At 67.8% G+C, this 19,292-nt stretch carries 20 protein-coding genes; 4 read left to right on the top strand and 16 right to left on the bottom strand.

All coding sequences use genetic code 11. The features are described 5' to 3' along the window. Both menD and CCK87_RS00325 read right to left on the bottom strand, forming a co-directional pair. Nucleotides 1-1,725, bottom strand: coding sequence for a 2-succinyl-5-enolpyruvyl-6-hydroxy-3-cyclohexene-1-carboxylic-acid synthase (gene menD, locus CCK87_RS00330; RefSeq protein WP_249273640.1), 1,725 nt, complete (start codon nucleotides 1,723-1,725; stop codon nucleotides 1-3). After that, the gene (locus CCK87_RS00325) at nucleotides 1,725-2,120 is read right to left on the bottom strand and encodes a PLDc N-terminal domain-containing protein (RefSeq protein ID WP_086459540.1); all 396 of its coding nucleotides are present in this window, start codon (nucleotides 2,118-2,120) and stop codon (nucleotides 1,725-1,727) included. Before CCK87_RS00325 ends, menD begins: the two co-directional genes overlap by 1 nt. Before the next feature lie 73 nt (nucleotides 2,121-2,193). Here CCK87_RS00325 and CCK87_RS00320 point away from each other — a divergent pair, with 73 nt between their 5' ends. Beyond that, complete coding sequence (locus CCK87_RS00320) at nucleotides 2,194-2,499, top strand: DUF4229 domain-containing protein (protein ID WP_170927084.1); 306 nt, start codon at nucleotides 2,194-2,196, stop codon at nucleotides 2,497-2,499. Between the two features lie 8 nt (nucleotides 2,500-2,507). On the opposite strand, the gene CCK87_RS00315 is transcribed toward CCK87_RS00320, so the two are convergent. Together CCK87_RS00315 and CCK87_RS00310 are read right to left on the bottom strand one after the other, a co-directional pair. Then, on the bottom strand, nucleotides 2,508-2,924 hold the full coding sequence (locus tag CCK87_RS00315) for an SRPBCC domain-containing protein (protein WP_086459538.1): 417 nt from the start codon (nucleotides 2,922-2,924) through the stop codon (nucleotides 2,508-2,510). A gap of 158 nt (nucleotides 2,925-3,082) precedes the next feature. Further along, entirely contained in the window at nucleotides 3,083-4,012 is a 930-nt protein-coding gene (locus tag CCK87_RS00310; RefSeq protein ID WP_086459537.1) for a 1,4-dihydroxy-2-naphthoate polyprenyltransferase, read from the bottom strand. 182 nt (nucleotides 4,013-4,194) lie between these two features. Between CCK87_RS00310 and CCK87_RS00305 the strand changes: the two genes are divergently transcribed. Then, nucleotides 4,195-5,376: a Na+/H+ antiporter NhaA gene (locus CCK87_RS00305; protein ID WP_086460302.1), complete on the top strand. Its 1,182-nt coding sequence runs from the start codon at nucleotides 4,195-4,197 to the stop codon at nucleotides 5,374-5,376. On the opposite strand, the gene CCK87_RS00300 is transcribed toward CCK87_RS00305, so the two are convergent. From CCK87_RS00300 to CCK87_RS00260, 9 genes are all read right to left on the bottom strand, one after another. Further along, nucleotides 5,377-6,597 carry an AMP-binding protein gene (locus CCK87_RS00300; protein WP_086459536.1) on the bottom strand — a complete coding sequence of 407 codons (1,221 nt, stop codon included), beginning with the start codon at nucleotides 6,595-6,597 and terminating at the stop codon, nucleotides 5,377-5,379. A gap of 134 nt (nucleotides 6,598-6,731) precedes the next feature. Then, nucleotides 6,732-7,163, bottom strand: a complete 432-nt coding sequence (locus CCK87_RS00295; protein ID WP_086459535.1) for a PepSY domain-containing protein — start codon at nucleotides 7,161-7,163, stop codon at nucleotides 6,732-6,734. Between the two features lie 247 nt (nucleotides 7,164-7,410). Further along, nucleotides 7,411-8,934: a HAMP domain-containing sensor histidine kinase gene (locus tag CCK87_RS00290; RefSeq protein ID WP_170927083.1), complete on the bottom strand. Its 1,524-nt coding sequence runs from the start codon at nucleotides 8,932-8,934 to the stop codon at nucleotides 7,411-7,413. Nucleotides 8,935-8,980: 46 nt separating this feature from the next. Next, nucleotides 8,981-9,658, bottom strand: coding sequence for a response regulator transcription factor (locus CCK87_RS00285; protein ID WP_086459533.1), 678 nt, complete (start codon nucleotides 9,656-9,658; stop codon nucleotides 8,981-8,983). Between the two features lie 139 nt (nucleotides 9,659-9,797). Further along, nucleotides 9,798-10,220, bottom strand: a complete 423-nt coding sequence (locus CCK87_RS00280) for an organic hydroperoxide resistance protein (RefSeq protein ID WP_086459532.1) — start codon at nucleotides 10,218-10,220, stop codon at nucleotides 9,798-9,800. Between the two features lie 11 nt (nucleotides 10,221-10,231). Continuing rightward, nucleotides 10,232-10,744, bottom strand: a complete 513-nt coding sequence (locus tag CCK87_RS00275) for a MarR family winged helix-turn-helix transcriptional regulator (RefSeq protein WP_086459531.1) — start codon at nucleotides 10,742-10,744, stop codon at nucleotides 10,232-10,234. Nucleotides 10,745-10,814: 70 nt separating this feature from the next. Further along, nucleotides 10,815-11,735, bottom strand: a complete 921-nt coding sequence (locus CCK87_RS00270; protein ID WP_086459530.1) for a 1,4-dihydroxy-2-naphthoyl-CoA synthase — start codon at nucleotides 11,733-11,735, stop codon at nucleotides 10,815-10,817. 131 nt (nucleotides 11,736-11,866) lie between these two features. After that, nucleotides 11,867-12,796, bottom strand: coding sequence for a hypothetical protein (locus tag CCK87_RS00265; protein WP_086459529.1), 930 nt, complete (start codon nucleotides 12,794-12,796; stop codon nucleotides 11,867-11,869). A gap of 29 nt (nucleotides 12,797-12,825) precedes the next feature. After that, on the bottom strand, nucleotides 12,826-14,142 hold the full coding sequence (locus CCK87_RS00260) for a hypothetical protein (protein ID WP_086459528.1): 1,317 nt from the start codon (nucleotides 14,140-14,142) through the stop codon (nucleotides 12,826-12,828). A 77-nt stretch (nucleotides 14,143-14,219) separates the two neighbouring features. Between CCK87_RS00260 and CCK87_RS00255 the strand changes: the two genes are divergently transcribed. Together CCK87_RS00255 and CCK87_RS00250 are read left to right on the top strand one after the other, a co-directional pair. Continuing rightward, nucleotides 14,220-14,747 carry a ribonuclease H gene (locus tag CCK87_RS00255; protein ID WP_086459527.1) on the top strand — a complete coding sequence of 176 codons (528 nt, stop codon included), beginning with the start codon at nucleotides 14,220-14,222 and terminating at the stop codon, nucleotides 14,745-14,747. A 22-nt stretch (nucleotides 14,748-14,769) separates the two neighbouring features. Continuing rightward, on the top strand, nucleotides 14,770-15,768 hold the full coding sequence (locus tag CCK87_RS00250; protein ID WP_086459526.1) for an o-succinylbenzoate synthase: 999 nt from the start codon (nucleotides 14,770-14,772) through the stop codon (nucleotides 15,766-15,768). A gap of 93 nt (nucleotides 15,769-15,861) precedes the next feature. On the opposite strand, the gene ccsB is transcribed toward CCK87_RS00250, so the two are convergent. From ccsB to CCK87_RS00235, 3 genes are read right to left on the bottom strand one after another with little or no spacing between them, the layout of a single operon-like run. Continuing rightward, nucleotides 15,862-16,866 carry a c-type cytochrome biogenesis protein CcsB gene (gene ccsB, locus CCK87_RS00245; protein ID WP_086459525.1) on the bottom strand — a complete coding sequence of 335 codons (1,005 nt, stop codon included), beginning with the start codon at nucleotides 16,864-16,866 and terminating at the stop codon, nucleotides 15,862-15,864. 13 nt (nucleotides 16,867-16,879) lie between these two features. Further along, the gene (locus CCK87_RS00240; RefSeq protein ID WP_086459524.1) at nucleotides 16,880-18,550 is read right to left on the bottom strand and encodes a cytochrome c biogenesis protein ResB; all 1,671 of its coding nucleotides are present in this window, start codon (nucleotides 18,548-18,550) and stop codon (nucleotides 16,880-16,882) included. Next, nucleotides 18,534-19,292 (bottom strand): cytochrome c biogenesis protein CcdA, encoded by a 759-nt coding sequence (locus CCK87_RS00235; RefSeq protein WP_086459523.1) that lies wholly within the window; start codon nucleotides 19,290-19,292, stop codon nucleotides 18,534-18,536. Before CCK87_RS00235 ends, CCK87_RS00240 begins: the two co-directional genes overlap by 17 nt.

Genomic DNA, 19,292 nt, shown 5'->3' with positions numbered 1-19,292 from the left:
TCAGTGGTTTTGTTCGGTATCGCCAAACGGCACCTCGACGATGCTCAGCGGGCCCTCCGGGCTGGTCAGCGCACGATCGAGCTCAGCGCGCGTCGAGACCCTCGTGTAGCTCCAGCCGTATGCCGCGGCGAACTGCTCGATCGAGACTGACTGGGGGGTGCGCATCACGCGGGCAAAAGCATCCGGGTCTGCAGTGGCGGCGACCTCGAGCGAGTCGAAGATCGTGCCGCCCCCGTCGTTCGCCACGATGAGCTGAACGCGCGGGCGTCTCTCGCCGTCACCGATCAGCAGGCCACCCACGTCATGCAGCAGCGTCAGATCGCCGAGCAGCACGCGCGTGATTCCGCCCTTCGCGTCGGTCTGGCTGGCCAGGGCGACTCCGATGGCGGTCGACACGGTTCCGTCGATGCCGGCGAGCCCTCGATTGGCGTGCACCGTGATCTTCTTGCCGGGCACGATCTTGTCAGCCTCGCGGATCAGTCGCGATGCGCCGAGCACGAGCCGGTCGTGCGGCCAGGTCGCTCGCCACACCGAGAGAGCGAGGATCGGCCTCGAGATCGACGCCCGAGCGGCGGCGAGCTCGGCCTTCGCATACTCGCGGCGTCGGCCGAGATCGCCAGAGCGCGGGGCCTCGACATCCGGGGCGGGCAGCTCCGGGTCGTCGAGTTCGAGCTGGTGCCTGCTCGCGATCACCCAGCGACCGAGCCAGGCACGGGCATCCGGTTCTCGACTCGCCGCGATGGCCTCAGGGCTCGCCTCGACCCGGTCCACCAGCATCCGGCCGTCGTGGCCGGGCGTGATGCGCTCGCCACCGGATGCCACGACCAGGATCTGCACGCCTTCTCGCGCGAGTAGAGCGGGCACCTCTCGGCTGAGGGTCGGGTGGCCGAACACGATCACGCGCTCGACGTGCGCGGCCAGCTCGCCCGAGAGCAGGGAGCGATAGGCCACGATCAGGTTCGGGCCGAAGCGCGCGCCGCTCGAGACCTCGGCGATCAGGGGCCATCCGCCCGCGTGGGCGAGTTCCTCGGCCTCCGGGCCCGCGCCGTCGCCCGCGACCACGATCGTGCGCGGTCCGGGCTGAACCGCGTGGGCGGCCACCGGATGCGACGCGGCGGGGTCGCCGAGGGCCGGCACCGAGATCTCGGGGAAAGCTCCCGAGAGCGGCTCGCGGAACTGCAGATTGAGGTGCACGGGGCCGGGCAAGCCCTCGCGGCCGAGCGCGGCGTCCGTGGCCTTCGCCGCGAGCGTCTCGGGGTCGGGCGTGAGGCCGAGCACCTCGTCGACCGGCTCGTGCGCCGGAGTCGACGGTGGCTCGACGTCGAGCTGGAGCCTCACGAAGGCGCCGAAGATACCGGGCTGCACTGTGGTCTGATTCGCCCCGGTGCCCCGCAGTTCAGCGGGCCGGTCGGCGGAGAGCACGACGAGAGGCACACCGCTGTGATGCGCCTCCATCACCGCGGGGAGCAGATTGCCGACGGCCGTTCCCGACGTCGTGACGACGGCGACGGGCAGGCCGGTCTCACGCGCGATGCCGAGCGCGGTGAACGCCGCCGACCGCTCGTCGATGCGAACGGTGAGATCGAGGATGCCGCGACGGTCGAGTTCGGCGGCGGCCAGGGCGAGCGCCTGTGAACGCGACCCCGGGGTGAGCACGACATGGCGAAGCCCCCGAGCCGCAAGGTGCGTGAGGAGGGCGACGGAGAAGTCCGTTGCCGGACTCACTAGGCCGGGCCGGGCTTTCCTCTGCGCCCCGATGTGGGGTCGTCAGAGGGATTGTCGCCCGCCTGCTCTGCGAGACGCTTCTCGAGGTCGCGGATCTGTTCGTCGGTGCGAGCGTCTGTCGCGGGGTCGCGAGGAGTCGTGTAGCCGAGCTTGCCGAGGAAGTCGGGGTCGTCATCCGGGCCCAGTGTGCGATACACGGCCGCCTTCTGTTCGCGGCCTCGACCGATGACGAACCAGAGGACCCCGCCGATGATGGGGATGACGACGATGATCAGCAGCCACGCCCACTTGGGAAGGCCGCGAATGAGGCGGGCAGGACGCAGGGCGGCGTCGACGATCGAGTAGATCATGAACGTCACGGCGACGATACCGAGGACGAACAGCAAGCGGGCCATGAACCCATGATAGGCACGGTAACCGTACGTTTGCCCGGGGGTTGCCAGAGGAGCAGCGCATACACTGAATGCCGTGAATCCTCGACGCACCTGGTTGCTCTTCTCGCTCATCCGCATCGGGCTGTTCGCCGTCGTTCTCGCGATCCTCCTGCTGCTCCTGACCCCGGGCGGCGTGCCCGCCTGGATCTCGGCGCTGCTCGCCGCGATCATCGCGTTCTGCCTCTCGTTCATCTTTCTGCGCAGGCAGCGCGAAGAGGCGGCGAAGAGCCTCTACGAGGCGCGGGCCAGCACGAAGCGCTCACAGTCGTCTGCGGCCGGAGACGACGAAGACGTCGAAGACGCGGCGGTCGACGGCCCTTCCGCTGAGAAGCAGCCGTAACTGACGGGCTATTTGGCCTGGCGCTTCAGCGCCTTCTCGAGGTCGCTGGCGACACCCTTCCAGCGGCCGAGCATCATCTTGCGCTCGTCGCGGCTGGTGAGCTTCTGCTGGTGGAACGAGATGGTGGTCACGCCGTCGGCCTCTTTGAGGCTCAGCTGCAGAGTGGAATCGTGATTCCATTCGCCGGGACGCCAGCTCACTCGCAGATCGACTCCGGGCTGCACGCTGAGAACGCGCCCGGTGATGTCGTCGTCGGTCTCGTAGGCAGCGCCCTTGACCAGCGGAAGCTTCGTGGTCTTGCCCAGCCAGAGCGGCAGGCCCTCGCCCACGAGAAACGCCCAGACGGCCTTGCGGCTGCCCGCAACCGTCTGTCGAACGCCGACATCCCAGCCTGCAGAAGTGTTCGGTCGCGAGTAGTCAGCCATGCCTCGACTCTAGGCGCTGCGGCGCTCGCCTCGCGCCGAGCGGTCTCGATACGCTTCGGCCGCGGGCGGCCTCGGGCTACTCGACCAGCGCAAAACTTCCCGCGTTGGTCGAGTAGGCGCGCGACGAAGGAGCCGCCGTATCGAGACCAGCGCCGCGACTAGAAGGCGATCGCTGCTGCCAGGCCCAGTCCGTAGACGAGCCCGGTGAGGCTCGTGAGCTGCAGCGCCAGGATCAGTTCCTTGGGCGTCTTCGCGGTGAGCACGATCAGCGAGGCCGGAATGGCGATCAGCAGAGCGAAGAAGACGAGGATCGCGAGCGGGAACAAGAGCGTCAGGAATCCCACCACCAGGAAGGGAATCAACATGAAGAAGCAATACAGGAGGCGCGCCGTCCGGTCGCCGACACGCACCGCGAGCGTCTTCTTCTTCGCGATGCGGTCCTGCGGAATGTCGCGGATGTTGTTCACCATCAGAACGGCACACGAGATGAACCCGATCGCCACGGCGCTGAGAAGTCCCTCGAGGCTGAGGTCGCGGGCCAGAACCCACAGGGTGCCGAGGGTGGCGACCAACCCGAAGAAGACGAACACGAAGAGCTCGCCGAGCCCCGCGTATCCATAGGGCCGCTTACCGCCGGTGTAGAACCACGCGGCGACGATCGCCACGGCGCCCACGGCCAGCAGCCACCAGATCTGCGTGATGAACACGACGGCGAGGCCGGCGGCCGCAGCCAGACCGAAGAAGACCAGCGCCACCGTCAGCACCAGCTTCGGCCGCACCGCGCCCGAGCCGGTCAGCCGCGCGGGGCCGACACGGTGGGCGTCGGTGCCCCGGATGCCGTCGGAGTAATCGTTCGCGTAGTTCACGCCGATCTGCAGCAGCAGAGAGACGGCCAGGCACAGGGCGACGAGAGGCAGCTTGTCGTGCACCGAACTGAGGACCGTAGCGGCACCCGTTCCCAGAGCGACCGGCGCGATCGCGAGTGGAAGCGTGCGAAGTCGCGCGCCCGCGATCCAGTCGCGGGCCGTGACCTTCGTGGGTCGGTTCGGCGCGACCCGGGGCCCGGCCGGATGCCCGGTGGATTTCACACGGCGGGCTTTTCTCGACGGGGACTTCTTGCGGGGCGACTTCTTACTCGTGGGCACCCGACGATTGTAGGGCTCGACGTAGAATGGATGCTGGTGCGCCGGGAAGTCTGGTCGGCAAGCGATCAGGGGATCGCTTCATTCCGCTTCACGACGCCTCCGACACGGAGGCACGAAGGACACCCATGAGCTTCATTCGATCCGAGCGCGTAGCCGCCCTCTTCCTTCTGGTGGCCGCGGCCATCGGTCTCATCGCCGCGAACACGCCTCTGGGGCCCGGCCTCATGAACCTGCAAGACGCGCACCTCGCCATTCCCGGCACGCCGCTCGACCTCTCTGTGGGCCACTGGATCAGCGACGGTCTGCTCGCGATCTTCTTCTTCGTGGTCGCAGTCGAGCTGAAGAACGAGTTCGCGGTCGGTCAACTCAACAGTGTCTCGAAGGCGGTGCGCCCGGCCATCGCCGCGCTCGGCGGCGTGATCGTGCCGGCGCTTATCTTCGTCGCTTTCACGTCCGGCTCCGGGTACGAGGGCGGGTGGCCGATTCCTACCGCCACCGACATCGCCTTCGCCCTCGGCGTGCTTGCGGTCTTCGGCAAGGGCATCCCGTCACGCCTGCGCATCTTCATCCTCGCGCTGGCGATCCTCGACGACATCGTGGCGATCCTCATCATCGCCGTCTTCTTCACCGCCGATCCCAACCTGCTGTTCATCGGTCTCGCCGCGGTCGGGGTCGCACTGTTCTGGCTGCTCAGCCGCAGCCTCGGTGGGCGTTACCGGGCGCCCGTGGGCATTCTGATGGTTATCGTCGCCGTGCTCACGTGGTCGCTCACGTATCTCTCCGGCGTGCATGCAACGATCGCCGGGGTGGCGCTCGGCCTGGCGATGGTGCGTATCCCGGCGATGCGGGTGCGGCACGTGCTCGAGCCCGTGACGAACGGCGCGATCATTCCGATCTTCGCCTTCTCGGCCGCACTCGTCGCCATTCCGCAGGTCGCTCCGAGCGAGCTGGCCGCGCCCTTCTGGGGCATCCTGGTCGCCCTGCCCGTCGGCAAGATCATCGGCATCAGCCTCGGCGGATGGCTCTCGAGCTTCGTCGGACCACGCGAGAAGCGGCCCCACCTCACTCTCCATGGACTGCTCGCCGCCGGAGCCCTGGGCGGCGTCGGCTTCACCGTGTCGCTGCTCATGAACGAGCTCGCCTTCGCCGGAAAAGAAGAGGTGGCCGACGAAGGCACCCTCGCCGTCTTGCTCGGCTCGTCGATCTCCATCGTCATCGCCGCGGTGCTCGTGTCGACCCTCGCCGCGTACTACAAGAAACTCCGTGTGCTTCGCGAGAGTGCGGTAGAGAAGCTCCGCACCTCCTGATCAGCCGGCGGCAGGTTCGGCCGACGCCAGCGTTCGGGCAAGGCTGAGCCTGTCGGGCTTTCCGGATGCGAGGGTCGGCATGGCCTCGACGGTCACGATGCGCACGGGTGCGGCCGCGCGACCCGGCCCCGCGATCACGGCGTCGCGCACGCGCTGCAGGCTGTCGGCATCCACAGGGCCGTCTGTGACGACGACCGAGACCTGCCCCCACTCGGCGCTGGGCTGCGGAACCACGACCGCTCCGCGGAACCCGTCGAGCGACTGCACGACGCGCTCGACCCGGTCGAGCGACACCTTGATGCCGCCGGAGATGATGACGTTGTCGATGCGGCCGGAGACGCGCACGACACCGTCGACGACGTCGCCGGAGTCGGCTGTGCGATACCAGCGACGCCCATTCTCGGTGCGGAACTTGCGGTCGGTGAGCTCCGGGTCGCCGAGGTATCCCTCGGCCAGCATCGGGCCCGATAGTTCGAGCTCGCCCGCAGTGACCCGCGCCTGAACCTGGCTGAGGGGAATGCCGTCGTACACGCATCCGCCCGCCGTCTCGGAGGAGCCGTAGGTGCGACGAACCGTGAGGCCGAGCTCGACGGCTCGCTCGAAGAGGGCGGCCGGCAGCGCCTGTCCACCCACGAGGATCGCGTCGAGCCGATGCAGCTGCTGCCGGATGCCCGGGTCGGCCTCGCCCGCGTCGATGACCCGGGCCAGCTGAGCCGGAACCAGCGAGGCGAACCGCAGCGGGGCATCCATCTCGTCGACGAGCGAGGCGAAGACCCGGGCCGAGAAGTGGCCGGGCGGCTGAATGACCGGAGCCGTTCCCGCCACGATGGAGCGCACGAGAACCTGCACGCCGGCGATGTAGTTGGTGGGAAGCGACAGCAGCCACTGCCCGTTGCCGCCGAGTTCGCTCTCGACCGACGCTGCGCTGGCGAGAAGGGCTCCGGTCGAGAGGGCCACCCGCTTGGGCGCGCCCGAGGAGCCCGACGTCTCGATCACGAGGGCGACGTTCTGGGCGACCTCGGCGGGAACGGGGTTGTCTCGCACCGCGGGCGTCTCTCCGGGCGCGGGAGCAGCGTGCCGCGGCTGAGGCCGCGCGTCGGGCGAGCGTTGCTCCTCGAGTCGGGGCAGGATGGCCGCGCCGCCCTGCGACAGGGCTTCGCGCAGGCGCGGAAGCACGGCCAGTGGATCGTTCGCAACCACGATGTCGAGCGGGCGTGTCATCCGTTCACCCTACGGGAGCGCGTGTTTCCGATGGGTAACGTCTGCCCCGAATCGCCGAACGCGGGTGTTCGCGCCCTGCGCGGTGGTCTGGCCACCACGCTCGGCGTGAACACCCGCGTTCGCGCGAAGGAGGGTCAGTCGTTGTCGACGCGCAGCACGGTCAGGTCGGCGTCGAGCTCGACCTCGACACTGGTGCCGTCGTCCTTCAAGACTTCCACCTTGTACGCGTAGGTGTCATCGGCATCGCCGGTGTCGAACTCGCGAACGGTTCCCTGCCCGACCTCGTCGAGTGCTGCGGCCTCTGCGGCCGAGCGCTGCTCGGCGGTCGCGGGAACGTCGGTGTCGTCGACGTCGTTGATGTCACGGTCGTCGTTGATGTCGCGGTCGTCGTCGATGTCCTGGTCTGTCACCGAGCGATCGTTCGAGCCGGTGCCCGACGAGGTGCTGACGACGCGGTCGTCGTCGTTGTCGAACACGTCGCTCGATGCGACGGCGACTCCGGCTCCGCCCAGAACGAGAACGGCTCCGACGGCTGCGGCCGAGATCCACATGGTCTTCTTCTGCATGATGTGCCTCCTGGTTTGTGGTGGTGAGACCACTGTGACCGGGAGGCGCTGAAGCGGCACTGAAGCATCCTGAAGCGGTCTTCAGGAACTCGTCATCCGCGTTGGTTGAGTAGCGAGGAACGAGCGTATCGAAACCATGGGGTGATTTCGATACGCCAGCTCCTTCGTCGCGCGGCTACTCAATCAGCGCAAGGGAACCCTGTCTCTGAGGACGTCCGCCCATGATGATCTCGAGCAGCGCGGACTCTCAGTCGACCGACAGGGTGACGACGAAGCGCGCTCCCCCGCGTGCGCCCTCCTCGACAGAGACGGCGCCGCCGTGGGCCGCGGCTATCTCGCGCACGATGGCGAGCCCCAGCCCGCTGCCGCCGCCGTCTCGGGCGCGGGCCTCGTCGAGGCGCACGAAACGCTCGAACACACGTCGCCTGTCCGCCTCGGGAACGCCCTGGCCGTCGTCTTCGACCACGAGAACGACCCTGCCATCCGGATCATCGGCGTGCACCGCGAGCACGACGATCGAGGTCGCGTGGCGAACCGCGTTGTCGACCAGATTGCGCACCAGCTGCGCAAGCAGGCCGGCATCGCCCCGTAGCTGCGCGGCCGCGACTCCGCTGGAGTCGATAGTCAACGACGTCGACTCGCGCAGGCGCCGGGCTTCGGCGAACACGATGTCGTCGAGATCGACGAGAGTCGTGGGTCTCGCGAGCGACCGCTCGTCTGCTCGCGCGAGAACGAGCATGCCCTGCACCAGGCTCTCGAGCCTCGCTCCCTCGTCGAGCACCGCGGTCGACAGCTCGTCGGGCGAGATGCGATCCGGATGCGCGCGGGCGACCTCGGCGTATTGGCGCAGCGAGGCGAGGGGCGACTTGAGCTCGTGCGACGCATCCGAGATGAAACGATTCTGCGAGCGGCGCGAGTCGTCGAGGCGCTGCAGCATGCGGTTCATCGTGTGGGCGAGGCGTCCGACTTCGTCGTCTGTGCCCGGGTCTGCGACGCGCCGGTCGAGACTCGACGCCGTGACCTCGTCGACCTGCTGTCGCATGCGATCGACCGGGCGGAGAGCCCGGCCCACGACGAACCAGATCGTGAGTCCCAGCACGATGAGCAGAATCGGCAGGGCCACCGCGAGGAGACTCACGACCGTGCCGATCGTGCCGTCGACGGAGGCAAGACTGCGAGCGGCCACGACCCACAGCTCGCGAGCGGAGCCCGCCTCCGTGGCCGTGCGTCCGACCGCGAGGAACGATTCACCGTCGTCGGAGCTGACCGATCGCGTAGCCGAGTCATCGAGGAGCACGGGAGGTGTCGTCGGCGTCGCATCTGAGTCGTCAGCGGTAGCCGGTGTATCGGCCACATCGTCGTCGGAGTCGGCGGAGTCGCTTTGCGACCCCCTGCCGGAGTTGTCGTCGCCCGAGTCGTCGGAGTCACCGTCGTCATTGCTGCTCGACGGCGTCGGCGTGACGGGGCTGTCGTCGGGCACGGGAGCGGCGCTGTGGCGCAGCGGAGGCACGGCGATCAACGGCCGATCCTCGGCGTTGTCGGTCGACGCGAGCAGGCTCCCATCGGTCGCCACGAGTTGCACGATCCGCCCATCGTCATCGTCGATGTCCGTGTCGACAGACGCGACCCCGGTCGTCTCGACCTGGCCGACCAACTCAGCGGCATCCCGCTCGGCGCTCAGTTGAACGCCCGCCACCAGCGACTCGCGCAGAACCCCGACGAAAGCAGCGGATCCGATGGCAAGAGCCGCCGCGACCACTGCCGTGGCCACGAGAACGATCCTCCAGCGCAACGACAGGCGACGCCGCCGAGCCGGTTCAGCCGCCATGGGATGCCAGCCGGTAGCCCGCGCCTCGAAGCGTCTCGATGGCATGTCGCCCGAAGGGGCGGTCGAGCTTGTTTCGTAGATGCCCCACGTAGACCTCGACGATGTTCTGCTCGCCGTCGAAGTCGTCGTCCCAGACGTTGTCGATGATGTCGCGCTTCGAGACCACGTCGCCCTTGCGCCGCATCAGGTACTCGAGCACGGCGAACTCCCGAGCGGTCACATCGATGCGCTCTGCGCCGCGGGTCACCTCGCGCGTCGACGGATCGACGCGGATGTCTCCCGCCTCGAGCACGGCCGGCCGCTCACTCTGGCCGCGCCTGATCAGGGCCCGGATGCGTGCAAGCAGGATCGCAAACGAGAACGGCTTGGTGAGGTAGTCGTCGGCGCCGGTGTCGAGCGCCTCGACCTGATCCCACTCGCCGTCTTTCGCCGTGAGCATCAGCACCGGAGTCCAGTTCTCGGCGGCGCGCAGTCGCTCGCACACGCGGTAGCCGCTCATCCCGGGCAGCATGATGTCGAGCAGGATCACCGAGTAGTCGTTCTCGGTGGCGAGCCAGAGGCCGTCGGTGCCCGTGGACGCCACGTCGACCGCGAAGCCCTCGGCCTCGAGACCGCGTTTGAGCCCCTCGGCGAGGCGCTTCTCGTCTTCGACAACCAGCACGCGCATGCGCCCAGTCTGCCCGACGGGCGCTGAAGCGCCGCTGAAGCTGGGAACGCGGCGAGCGCGGGTGCTCCCGCAATTCGCGGTGGCTGGGCCACGGCGGTCGGCGAGAACACCCGCGCTCGGCGCGGAGAAACGGAGGAGACTAGCCCTCTTCGACGACGATCTGAACGTCGATGTTGCCGCGGGTCGCGTTGGAGTACGGGCAGACCTGGTGGGCGGCGTCGGCCAGCTCCTGTGCGTCCGCGAGCGCGAGACCGGGGAGGACGACCTCGAGGAGGACAGCGAGCTGGAATCCGCCTTCGCCGTTCGGGCCAATGTGCACGCGGCCGCCGACGCTCGAGTCGGAGATCTTCACCTTGCGGGCGCGGGCGACGCTCTGCAGTGCGGAGTGGAAGCAGGCCGCGTAGCCGGCGGCGAAGAGGTCTTCGGGGTTCGCTCCGTTGCCCGATCCGCCCATCTCCTTGGGGATGGCGAGGTCGAGGTCGACCTGTCCGTCGCTCGTGCGCACGTGGCCGTTGCGGCCTTCGCCGGTCGAGAGTGCTTCTGCGGTGTAGAGAATCTCCATAGGGTTTCCTTTCATCGACCGGCGTCGGGTGCGCCGGTGGTCTGGGTTGGGCCTGACGACGCAGCGTCGAAGGAACGCGTGTCGTCGGCCAGCTGGTGCAGCATTCCTCGCAGCTGCGCAGCGGTGGAACGGTCGAGTTTCATCGCGCCGGAGACGCAGGCCGGAACGGCCGCGAGCTCCTCGCGCATCCGTTCGCCCTTGTCGGTGAGGCCGATCGTCACGACCCTCGCGTCGTCGGATGCGCGCGAGCGCTCGAGGTAGCCGGCCTCCTCCATGCGCTTCGTGAGCGGCGAGAGGGTGCCGGAGTCGAGCTCGAGCCGGGTGCCGAGGTCGCGGAGCGAGAGGGCCCCCTCGTTCCAGAGAACGACGAACACGAGGTATTGCGGGTAGGTGAGACCCCAGGGCGCGAGCACCGAGCGGTACGTCTGCGTTATCGCGTGCGATGCGTTGTAGAGAGCGAAGCAGACGAGCTCATCGATCACGAAGGGCTGCGGCGCTGCAGGGGCTTTCGTCGATGTGGTCATGACGAAAGCATTGCGCACAATTCAGTTGTGCGCAATCCTTTCTCAGGAAGCCCTCAGTAGGTGCACGGCCTCAGTAGTGATACGGGAACGGCGACCAGTCGGGTTCGCGCTTCTCCAGGAACGAGTCGCGGCCCTCCACGGCCTCGTCGGTTCCGTAGGCCAGGCGCGTGGCCTCGCCCGCGAACACCTGTTGCCCCATGAGCCCGTCGTCGACCGCGTTGAATGCGAACTTCAGCATGCGGATGGCAGTGGGCGACTTGGTCAGGATCGTGCGTGCCCAGTCCAGCGCCTCACGCTCGAGTTCGGCGTGCGGAACGACGACGTTCACCGCGCCCATCTCGTAGGCCCGCTGCGCCGAGTACTCCCGCGCGAGAAAGAAGACCTCGCGTGCGAACTTCTGGCCGATCTGGCGGGCGAAGTACGCGCTGCCGTAACCGGCGTCGAACGAGCCGACATCGGCATCCGTCTGTTTGAATTTGCCGTGCTCGGCGCTCGCGATCGACAGATCGCAGACCACGTGCAGCGAGTGCCCGCCGCCGGCCGCCCAGCCGGGAACGACCGCGATCACGACCTTGGGCATCGTACGGATGAGCCTCTGCACCTCGAGGATGTGCAGCCGACCGGTCGCGGCACCGGCAAGCGGCCCGTCGGGCACCGTGCCGTCGGCGTACTGATAGCCGTCGCGACCCCGGATGCGCTGGTCGCCGCCGGAGCAGAAGGCCCAGCCGCCGTCTTTCGGGCTCGGCCCGTTTCCGGTGAGCAGCACGACGCCGATGCGCGGATTCTGCCGCGCGTCGTCGAGGGCACGGTAGAGCTCGTCGACGGTGTGCGGACGGAAGGCATTGCGCACCTCGGGCCTGTTGAAGGCGATGCGCGCCACGCGCCCGTCGTTCGAGTGGTGGTACGTGATGTCGGTCAGGGCACTCGCCCCGGGCGCTGTGGCCCACTCGGATGCATCGAAGATCTCGGAGACGAACGGTGTTTCAGACATGATGTCAGTCTGCCAGCCCGGCGCCGATCGAGTAGCGGTCGTGAGGAACGAGCACCGCGTATCGAGATCACTCCCGGCGTGGTCTCGATACGGCTGCAGGCGGCCTACTCGACCAACGCGGCGGGCAGAGCTCAGAGCTCGGGAGGCTCGCGGTCGTCGTAGCGGCGGGCCCTGTCGCGGAACTCGTCCTTGAGTTCTGCGGGCAGGGTTCCGCGACTCACGATCTCGAGGTCGACCGAACTCATCGGCCCGCCGCGGAGCTCTGCCCTCGCCTTGGCGGCTTCGAGAAAACGCCCGGTGCGGTCGTGCTTCAGCTCGATGATCGTGAGCTCGAACTCACTGTCCGAGTGCACGGATTCGCGGGCGACCAGCGACCACACCACCTGATCCCGCAGGGTCATGCCGCCGAATTCGTGCTCCATCGCGGCGAGGGCCGCGGCCCCTGATGCGCGGGCCGGGTCGTTCCGCAGAGCCACGTCGTGAAAGCCCTCGGCCTCGAGCAGGCCCGTGACCAGGTCGACGAGCTGCATCTTGACGAGGGGATTCGTGAGCTTCGCGGTGGAGCGCCAGGTTCCGGTGGTGCACGTCTCGAGCAGGCTCTCACCTCCCCAGTCGTTGACCTCCGGCTCGATGCGCGGGATCTCGCCGAACAGCCCCCAACTCAATCCGAACCGCGGAGTTATCGCGTCGCGCAGTCGCGCGAGAAGGGCCTCGTTTCGCTCGATCGTCTCTTCCTGCGAGAGGGCCGCCAGAGCAACGTCGGCATCGCCCGCATGCGTTCCCGGATAGAGCGACCAGTCGACGCCGTCAGAGACCGTCGGCAGATCATCGTCCGGGCCGATGCCGAGGTCGGAGAGCACCGCCTGCGCGCGGTCCTGCACGGCATCCAAGAAGCCTGCGAAGCCGCCGCCGTCGCCCGGATCGGTCTCGACCGCCGGGGCCGGCGCATCCGATGCCGTTCGAGCCTGCCGAGCCGAGCCGTAGACCGGCCCGCCCACGCGAGGCGGCGTGCCACCGGGCGTGCCGTAGTCGGGGATGCCGCCCTCCGCGTCGTCGTGCATGCGTCCAGTGTGCCAGCCGGGTCGCTCTGCTACCCCTTCGGCGGCTCTTTGTCCTCGAACGGCGCCGCCCTTTCGCGGAACTCGGGCGCATCGGAGGCAGCGAGAAGCCCACGACTCGTGAGCGTCATCGCCATCGAGCTCACGGGCGTGTCGAGGTACTCCGCGTTTCGCTCGGCGTCTTCGGCGAATTGGCCGGTCTTGTCGTTCGAGAGGTCGGTGATCGTGAAGGTGAAGTCGACGTACTCGTCTTCGACGCTCGTGGCCTTGAGCTCCCAGATCACTTGGGTGGCGGGCTTCGAGCCGCCATACAACCGCTCGATCGATCTCGGAGAGTAGAACGATGTGTCGGGATCGTTCACTAGCCGCGGATCCTCGAATCCGTGATCGGAGAGCACCTCGCTGACACGGTCGACCAGCCGCTGCTTGAGCTTCTGGCCGGAGATCGGCTCTGTCGTGTACCAGCGGGGCGACGTCCATTCGTTCAGGAGACTCGGCCCGCCCCAGCTGTTCTCGAGCGACCGCTCGGTCGCCGAGCCGTGTTCGATCCACGAGACGGCGATTTCGTCATCGACCGCCGCCCGCAGCTCCGCGAGGAGAGCCGTGTTCTCCGCAACGGCCTCCTCCTGGCGTGGTGCGGCGAGAGTTTTCTGGGCGTCGTCGGCGTATTGACCTGGGTAGCCCGTCCAATCGACCCCGTCTGACACCGTCGATGACGGCGGTGAGCTGTTGGTCACGATGATCGGAATTAAGATCACGCCCGCACTGATCAGAGCTGCGAACAGCAGTTGCGGCCACGTTCCGAACCTCCGGATGCGCTCTTCGGTTCGACCACGACCGGGCATCCGTGACATCCCGCCGAACTGGCGCTCCCGTGCGCGCTGAGAGCTGCGGCTTCCCCTGGTACCGGTGCGCGCGAGTCGAGCCTGTCGGGTCTCCTCCGCGATCCGGGCCGTCCGCTCTTTCTTCGCGGCGTAGGCTGCCCTCGCCGCCTGGGCCTTCGCGGCCTTCTGCGCTGCGCGCTCCTGTGCGCGGACCTTGGCCGCCCGGGCGACTTTGGCCGCGTTCTCTTGGCGCGCGGCGGCTGCCGCCTTTGCGGCGGCGTCTGCTGCCTTGGCCGCGGCCGCCTTCTCTTCGGCACGGGGATCGAAGTCGTGCTGTGCCGGCTCGATCGGCTTGGCCGAATCGCGGCTGCCATAGGCCGGCAGTGTCGGATCCGTTCCCGGCGGAGTTCCGTACACCGGCGAGTTCGACGGCTGGGCGGGCGCTGCGGGGCGCGACCGTTTCGCCTCCGCGGGTCTCGATCGACGGACGACCTTCTTGGTGACCTCCTCGTCGTCTCCGTCCATCTGTCCAGTGTGTCAGCCGGAGTCGCCTACCCTCGATAGTGCGCATTCCCGCTTCGTGCGCCAGAAGGAGTTCCCCCGTGACGATCGTCGCTTCCGCAGACGGCTCAGCCCTCGGCAACCCCGGCCCCGCAGGCTGGGCCTGGTACGTCGACGACGAGCGCTGGGCGGCGGGCGGATGGCCGCGGGCCACGAATAACATCGGCGAACTCACCGCGGTTCTCGAGCTTCTGCGCGCGACGGAGGGCGAATCCGAGCCCCTGCACATCCTGTGCGACAGCCAGTACGCCATCAAGGCGTGCACCGAGTGGCTCTCCGGCTGGAAGCGCAAGGGCTGGCGCAAGGCCGACGGCAAGCCTGTGCTGAACGTCGAGATCATCAAACAGCTCGACGAGGCTCTGCAGGGCCGCGTCGTGACCTTCGAGTGGGTCAAGGGGCACGCGAACCACCCCATGAACGAGGCGGCCGACGCACGTGCCCGAGCGGCATCCACGGCGTACCAGAACCGCACGGCGGTGCCGAGCGGTCCGGGATGGCCGGGCGTCGCGGCATCCACCCCGGTCGAGGCCGTTCTGGCTGAAGACACCGCCCCGCCCTCGCTCTTCTAGGCGCGCAGAGCAGAATGGGCAGATGGCCTCTCCCGCACTCCCCCCTCTCGCCGATCTGCTCGCCGCCGCGCACGTCGTCTCTCTTCCGCTGACCACCCGGTTTCGGCGCATCGACACCCGCGAGGCCGTGGTGTTCCGCGGACCCGAGGGCTCCACCGAGTTCTCGCCCTTCGTCGAATACGGCGACGACGAGGCCGCCACCTGGCTCGGCGCGGCCATCGACTTCGGTTGGCGCGCGCAACCCTCGCCGCTGCGCGACCGCATCCGCGTGAACGCGACGGTTCCCGCGGTGGATGCGTCGCGTGTGCCCGAGATCCTCGCTCTGTATGACGGGTGCCGCACTGCCAAGGTAAAGGTCGCGGAAGCAGGGCAGGTGCTCGCCGACGACGTCGCCCGTGTGCGCGCCGTGCGCGCGGAGCTCGGCGCCGAGGGACGCATCCGTGTCGATGCCAACGGCGGCTGGAACGTCGACGAGGCCGAGCACGCTATCCATGCGCTGGCCGAATTCGACCTCGAGTACGTGGAGCAGCCGTGCGCGTCGATCGCCGAGCTCGCCGAGCTGCGTGTGCGACTGCACGACTGGGACATCCCGATCGCGGCCGACGAGAGTGTTCGCCGAGCCGAGGATCCCCTCGAGGTGGCGCGCGCCGGCGCCGCGGACCTCCTGGTGATCAAGGCCCAGCCACTGGGCGGTGTGCACTCCGCACTCGACATCGTTCGCGACGCCGGGCTGCCCGTCGTCGTCTCGAGCGCGCTCGACACGTCGGTCGGACTCTCGATGGGCGCCTGGCTCGCCGCCAGCATCCCCTCACTCGACTTCGACTGCGGGCTCGGCACGGCGTCGCTGCTGGCCGCGGATGTGACCGCGCGGCCCGTGCGCGCCGTCGGCGGTTTCATCGAGGTGGAACGCGTGGAACTGGGCGACGCCTTGCTGGCGCAGCACGCGGCATCCGCCGAGCGCGACGCCTGGTGGCGCGCCCGAATCACCCGCTGCTACGAGCTGCTGTCTGCGCGCTCGTGACCCCGAGGCCCGCGCCACGACTCAGGAAGAACGCGCCTGCCGTGCACGAAAGTACGCGGTTTCGGCCGTTCTTCCTGAATTCGAGCGAGCGGCTTACAGGCCCGAGTAGGCGTGCAGCCCCTTGAAGAAGACGTTGACGACGCCGAAGTTGAACAGCACCGCCGCGAAGCCGATCAGCGCCAGCCAAGCCGACCGCGATCCGCGCCAGCCCTTCGTGGCCCGAGCGTGGATGTAGCCGGCGTAGATGACCCAGATGATGAAGGTCCACACCTCTTTGGTGTCCCAGCCCCAGTAGCGACCCCACGCCCGCTCGGCCCAGACGGCGCCGGCGATGAGCGTGAAGGTCCAGAACACGAAACCGACGATGTTGATGCGGTAGGCCAGGTTCTCGAGGCGCACCGAGTCGGGCAGCGTGTCGAGCAGGCGGAAGTTGAGGAAGCGCGACTTCGGCGACGCCTCGCGACGGTTCTGCAGCAACTGGATGCCGGAGAGCGCACCACCGAGCGCGAAGAACGCGGTTCCCAGGCTGGCGACGAACACGTGGATGACGAGCCACGCGGACTCGAGCGCCGGGGGCAGCGGTACGACAGCGACGTAGTAGTTGACCGTCGAGACACCGAGCAGGATCAGCACGAGGCCCGTGATGAACGTTCCGAGGAAGCGCAGGTCTTCACGAATCAGCACGACGAGGAAGACGGCCATGATCAGCAGCGTTCCCGTGATCGAGAACTCGTACATGTTGGCCCACGGCACCCGCCCTGCGGCGATGCCGCGCAGCACGACACCGACCAGCTGCAGCAGGAACCCGAGAATGGTGAGCGCCACACCGATCCGCAGGGTGACAGACCGCTTGCGGCTCGCATCGACACCGGATGCGTCGCCAGCTCCAGCGGGCGCGGCGGGCGCGGCGACGGCGCCACCTCGGCCAGACACGGATGCGCCGACGAGTTCTGCGGTCACGGGTGCGGCAACGGCCGCCGCCGCCTTCATCTGCGACGACCGCTTCGCCAGGTCGAGCGCGAAGGAGATGAACGCGAGCGCGTAGATCGCCATCGCCGAATAGACGAGGAGAATCGAGTACTGTTCGAGCGTTTCCATCACGGGGGTAATCCTAAGCGTCGTCTGGCGTATTCGCGCCGGGGTTTGTGGTTGTCGTCTTGCCGGCGGGCGTCGGAAGGCTCTTGATGTGTTTATCGGCTATCTCGGCGACAGCGTCGTCGAGTCTCGGGTCGTCACCGCGGGCCAGTCCTGCGTACTCGAGAGTCACGCCCGTGCCGTCGGCGTTCTCGATGAGTTTCACCCACACGCGACGGCGGGGAATGAACAGCGACGTGAGCAGACCGCCGAGCACCAGGATCGCGAACACGAGCACCCAGGCCTGCGTCGGGTCGCGATGGATGTCGAACGACGCGAAGCGTTTGATTCCGTCGAGCGTGACCGTGCCCATACCGTTCGGCAGCTCGGCCGTCTCGCCCGGCTTGAGCTCGATCGAGTCGATGCCGGTCTTGCCACCGGTGAGCTGGGTCATCTTGTCGGTGGCCAGAGAGTAGACGGATGTCGGCACACCCTTGTCGAGGCCGAGGTCGCCCTCGTAGACATTGAGGGTGACGACCGGGTATTCCGCCTCGGGGAATGACGAGAAGTAGGCGCCGTTCGAGCCCACGTCCTGCGTCGGGTAGAAGAACCCGATCATGCCCACCTGTTCGGGCAGACCGTCCGTGATCTTAATGACTCCGAGAGAGGTGAGGTTCGCGTCTTGCGGCAGGAACGGAACCGAGTCGGTGAACACGACATCGCCCTGGGCATTCTTGACGGTGAGCGTCGGCGCATAACCGTTTCCGAGCAGATAGACATCGGAGCCGCCGATCTTGAGCGGGCTGTTGACCTTGACCTCGCCGTCGGATTCCTTGCCGTCTTCGGCGGTCGTCACGTGCGCGGAGTAGTCGATGGGCTGACCGAACGCATTGAGGTTCTTCGTCTCGTAGGTGGCGTCGAACTTGTCGAGCCGCAGAGTGAACGGGGCGAGCGTGTCGTCGGAGAAGAACCGCCCGGGGTTGAACGAGTCGAAGGCGAGCAGGGTGTTCACGAACGTCTGCCCCTCCACCACCACGCGCTGACCCGCGTAGCCGAAGCCGCCGCCGATTCCGACGGTGACGAGGATGCCGACGAGTGCCGTGTGGAAGACCAGGTTGCCGGTCTCGCGCGCGTATCCCCGCTCGGCCGAGACCGACGTGGAACGCGCATCCTGGAACAGACGCACCCGGTAACCGGACTTCTTGAGGATCGTGCGCGCCGACTCGAGGATCGCAGAGGAGTCACCCTCGGCCTGCCGGGTCGTGAAGCCGCCGAGCCGTTCGAGCCTGGCCGGCGTCTTCGGCGGGGCCGAGCGCAGCGCGTCGAAATGATGCTTGGTGCGCGGAATCACGCAGCCGACCAGCGAGATGAACAGCAGCAGGTAGATGCTCGAGAACCACACCGAGCTGTAGACGGAGAACATCTGCACGCTGTCGAGGATGGGTGCCAGAGTCGGATTGTCGACGAAGTACTGCGTCACGCCGTTGGGGTCGCTCGATCGCTGGGGAACGAGCGATCCGGGCACCGCGGCCAGGGCGAGCAGCAACAGCAGGAACAGCGCCGTGCGCATGCTCGACAGCTGCCGCCAGAACCAGCGCAGCCAGCCGACGACGCCCAACTTCGGTTGAGTGATGGATGCCGAGCCGCCGTCACGCGCGGACTCGGGCGTCGGGCTCGGGGAATCGAAATGATCAGACGGGCGAGACAAAGGAGAACATCACCCCCTGCAGGTTGTTCATGACGATGGTCCAGATTCCCGAGACCATCAAGAGGCCGACGGCGATGAGCAGCGCTCCGCCGATGATGTTGACCGCGCGAATATGCCGCTTGAGGAATGCGACGGATCCGGTGACCCAGTTGAAACCGAGAGCGACGAGCAGGAACGGAACTCCGAGCCCGATGCAGTAGACGAGGCCGAGCAGCGCGCCGCGCCATGGCGAGGCGCCGTTGAGGCTGAGGGCGAAGATGGCCGAGAGGGTCGGGCCGATGCACGGGGTCCAGCCCAGCCCGAAGACGAGGCCCAATAGAGGCGCTCCCGCAAGGCCCGTCGCGGGGGCCCACGAGGGTTTGAATGTGCGCTGCATGAAGGTGAACTGCCCGACGAAGACCAGGCCGAGCACGATCACGACCACTCCGAGGATGCGGGTGATCAGGTCCTGCCACGTGGTCAGCCAGGCGCCGACGGCACCGAAGGCCGCACCGTAGGCGACGAAGACCAGCGAGAACCCGAGCACGAACAGGGCCACGCCGAGCAGGAGCCGGCCGCGTCCGCGTGCGCGATCCGTCGCATCCGGAGCCGAGGCGAAGCCGCCGATGTAGCCGAGATACCCGGGAACGAGCGGCAGAACGCAGGGCGACGCGAACGACACGAGGCCGGCCAGCAGGGCGATCGGCAGGGCGAGCAGCAGCTGCCCGGACAGCACCGCCTCCGCGAAGGGATTGTTCACCAG

Source organism: Agreia sp. VKM Ac-1783, from assembly GCF_900177765.1.
Lineage (GTDB): Bacteria > Actinomycetota > Actinomycetes > Actinomycetales > Microbacteriaceae > Agreia.
Note: the sequence above shows the minus strand (reverse complement) of the source record. Positions and strands in the feature narration are given on the sequence as shown.

What these genes read in the sequence shown, in the direction of transcription:
- CCK87_RS00325 (WP_086459540.1), bottom strand. Translation starts at nt 2,120, where the DNA reads ATGGCCCGCTTGCTGTTCGTCCTCGGTATCGTCGCCGTGACGTTCATG.
- CCK87_RS00315 (WP_086459538.1), bottom strand. Translation starts at nt 2,924, where the DNA reads ATGGCTGACTACTCGCGACCGAACACTTCTGCAGGCTGGGATGTCGGC.
- CCK87_RS00305 (WP_086460302.1), top strand. Translation starts at nt 4,195, where the DNA reads ATGAGCTTCATTCGATCCGAGCGCGTAGCCGCCCTCTTCCTTCTGGTG.
- CCK87_RS00300 (WP_086459536.1), bottom strand. Translation starts at nt 6,597, where the DNA reads ATGACACGCCCGCTCGACATCGTGGTTGCGAACGATCCACTGGCCGTG.
- CCK87_RS00295 (WP_086459535.1), bottom strand. Translation starts at nt 7,163, where the DNA reads ATGCAGAAGAAGACCATGTGGATCTCGGCCGCAGCCGTCGGAGCCGTT.
- CCK87_RS00285 (WP_086459533.1), bottom strand. Translation starts at nt 9,658, where the DNA reads ATGCGCGTGCTGGTTGTCGAAGACGAGAAGCGCCTCGCCGAGGGGCTC.
- CCK87_RS00280 (WP_086459532.1), bottom strand. Translation starts at nt 10,220, where the DNA reads ATGGAGATTCTCTACACCGCAGAAGCACTCTCGACCGGCGAAGGCCGC.
- CCK87_RS00275 (WP_086459531.1), bottom strand. Translation starts at nt 10,744, where the DNA reads ATGACCACATCGACGAAAGCCCCTGCAGCGCCGCAGCCCTTCGTGATC.
- CCK87_RS00270 (WP_086459530.1), bottom strand. Translation starts at nt 11,735, where the DNA reads ATGTCTGAAACACCGTTCGTCTCCGAGATCTTCGATGCATCCGAGTGG.
- CCK87_RS00265 (WP_086459529.1), bottom strand. Translation starts at nt 12,796, where the DNA reads ATGCACGACGACGCGGAGGGCGGCATCCCCGACTACGGCACGCCCGGT.
- CCK87_RS00260 (WP_086459528.1), bottom strand. Translation starts at nt 14,142, where the DNA reads ATGGACGGAGACGACGAGGAGGTCACCAAGAAGGTCGTCCGTCGATCG.
- CCK87_RS00250 (WP_086459526.1), top strand. Translation starts at nt 14,770, where the DNA reads ATGGCCTCTCCCGCACTCCCCCCTCTCGCCGATCTGCTCGCCGCCGCG.
- ccsB (WP_086459525.1), bottom strand. Translation starts at nt 16,866, where the DNA reads ATGGAAACGCTCGAACAGTACTCGATTCTCCTCGTCTATTCGGCGATG.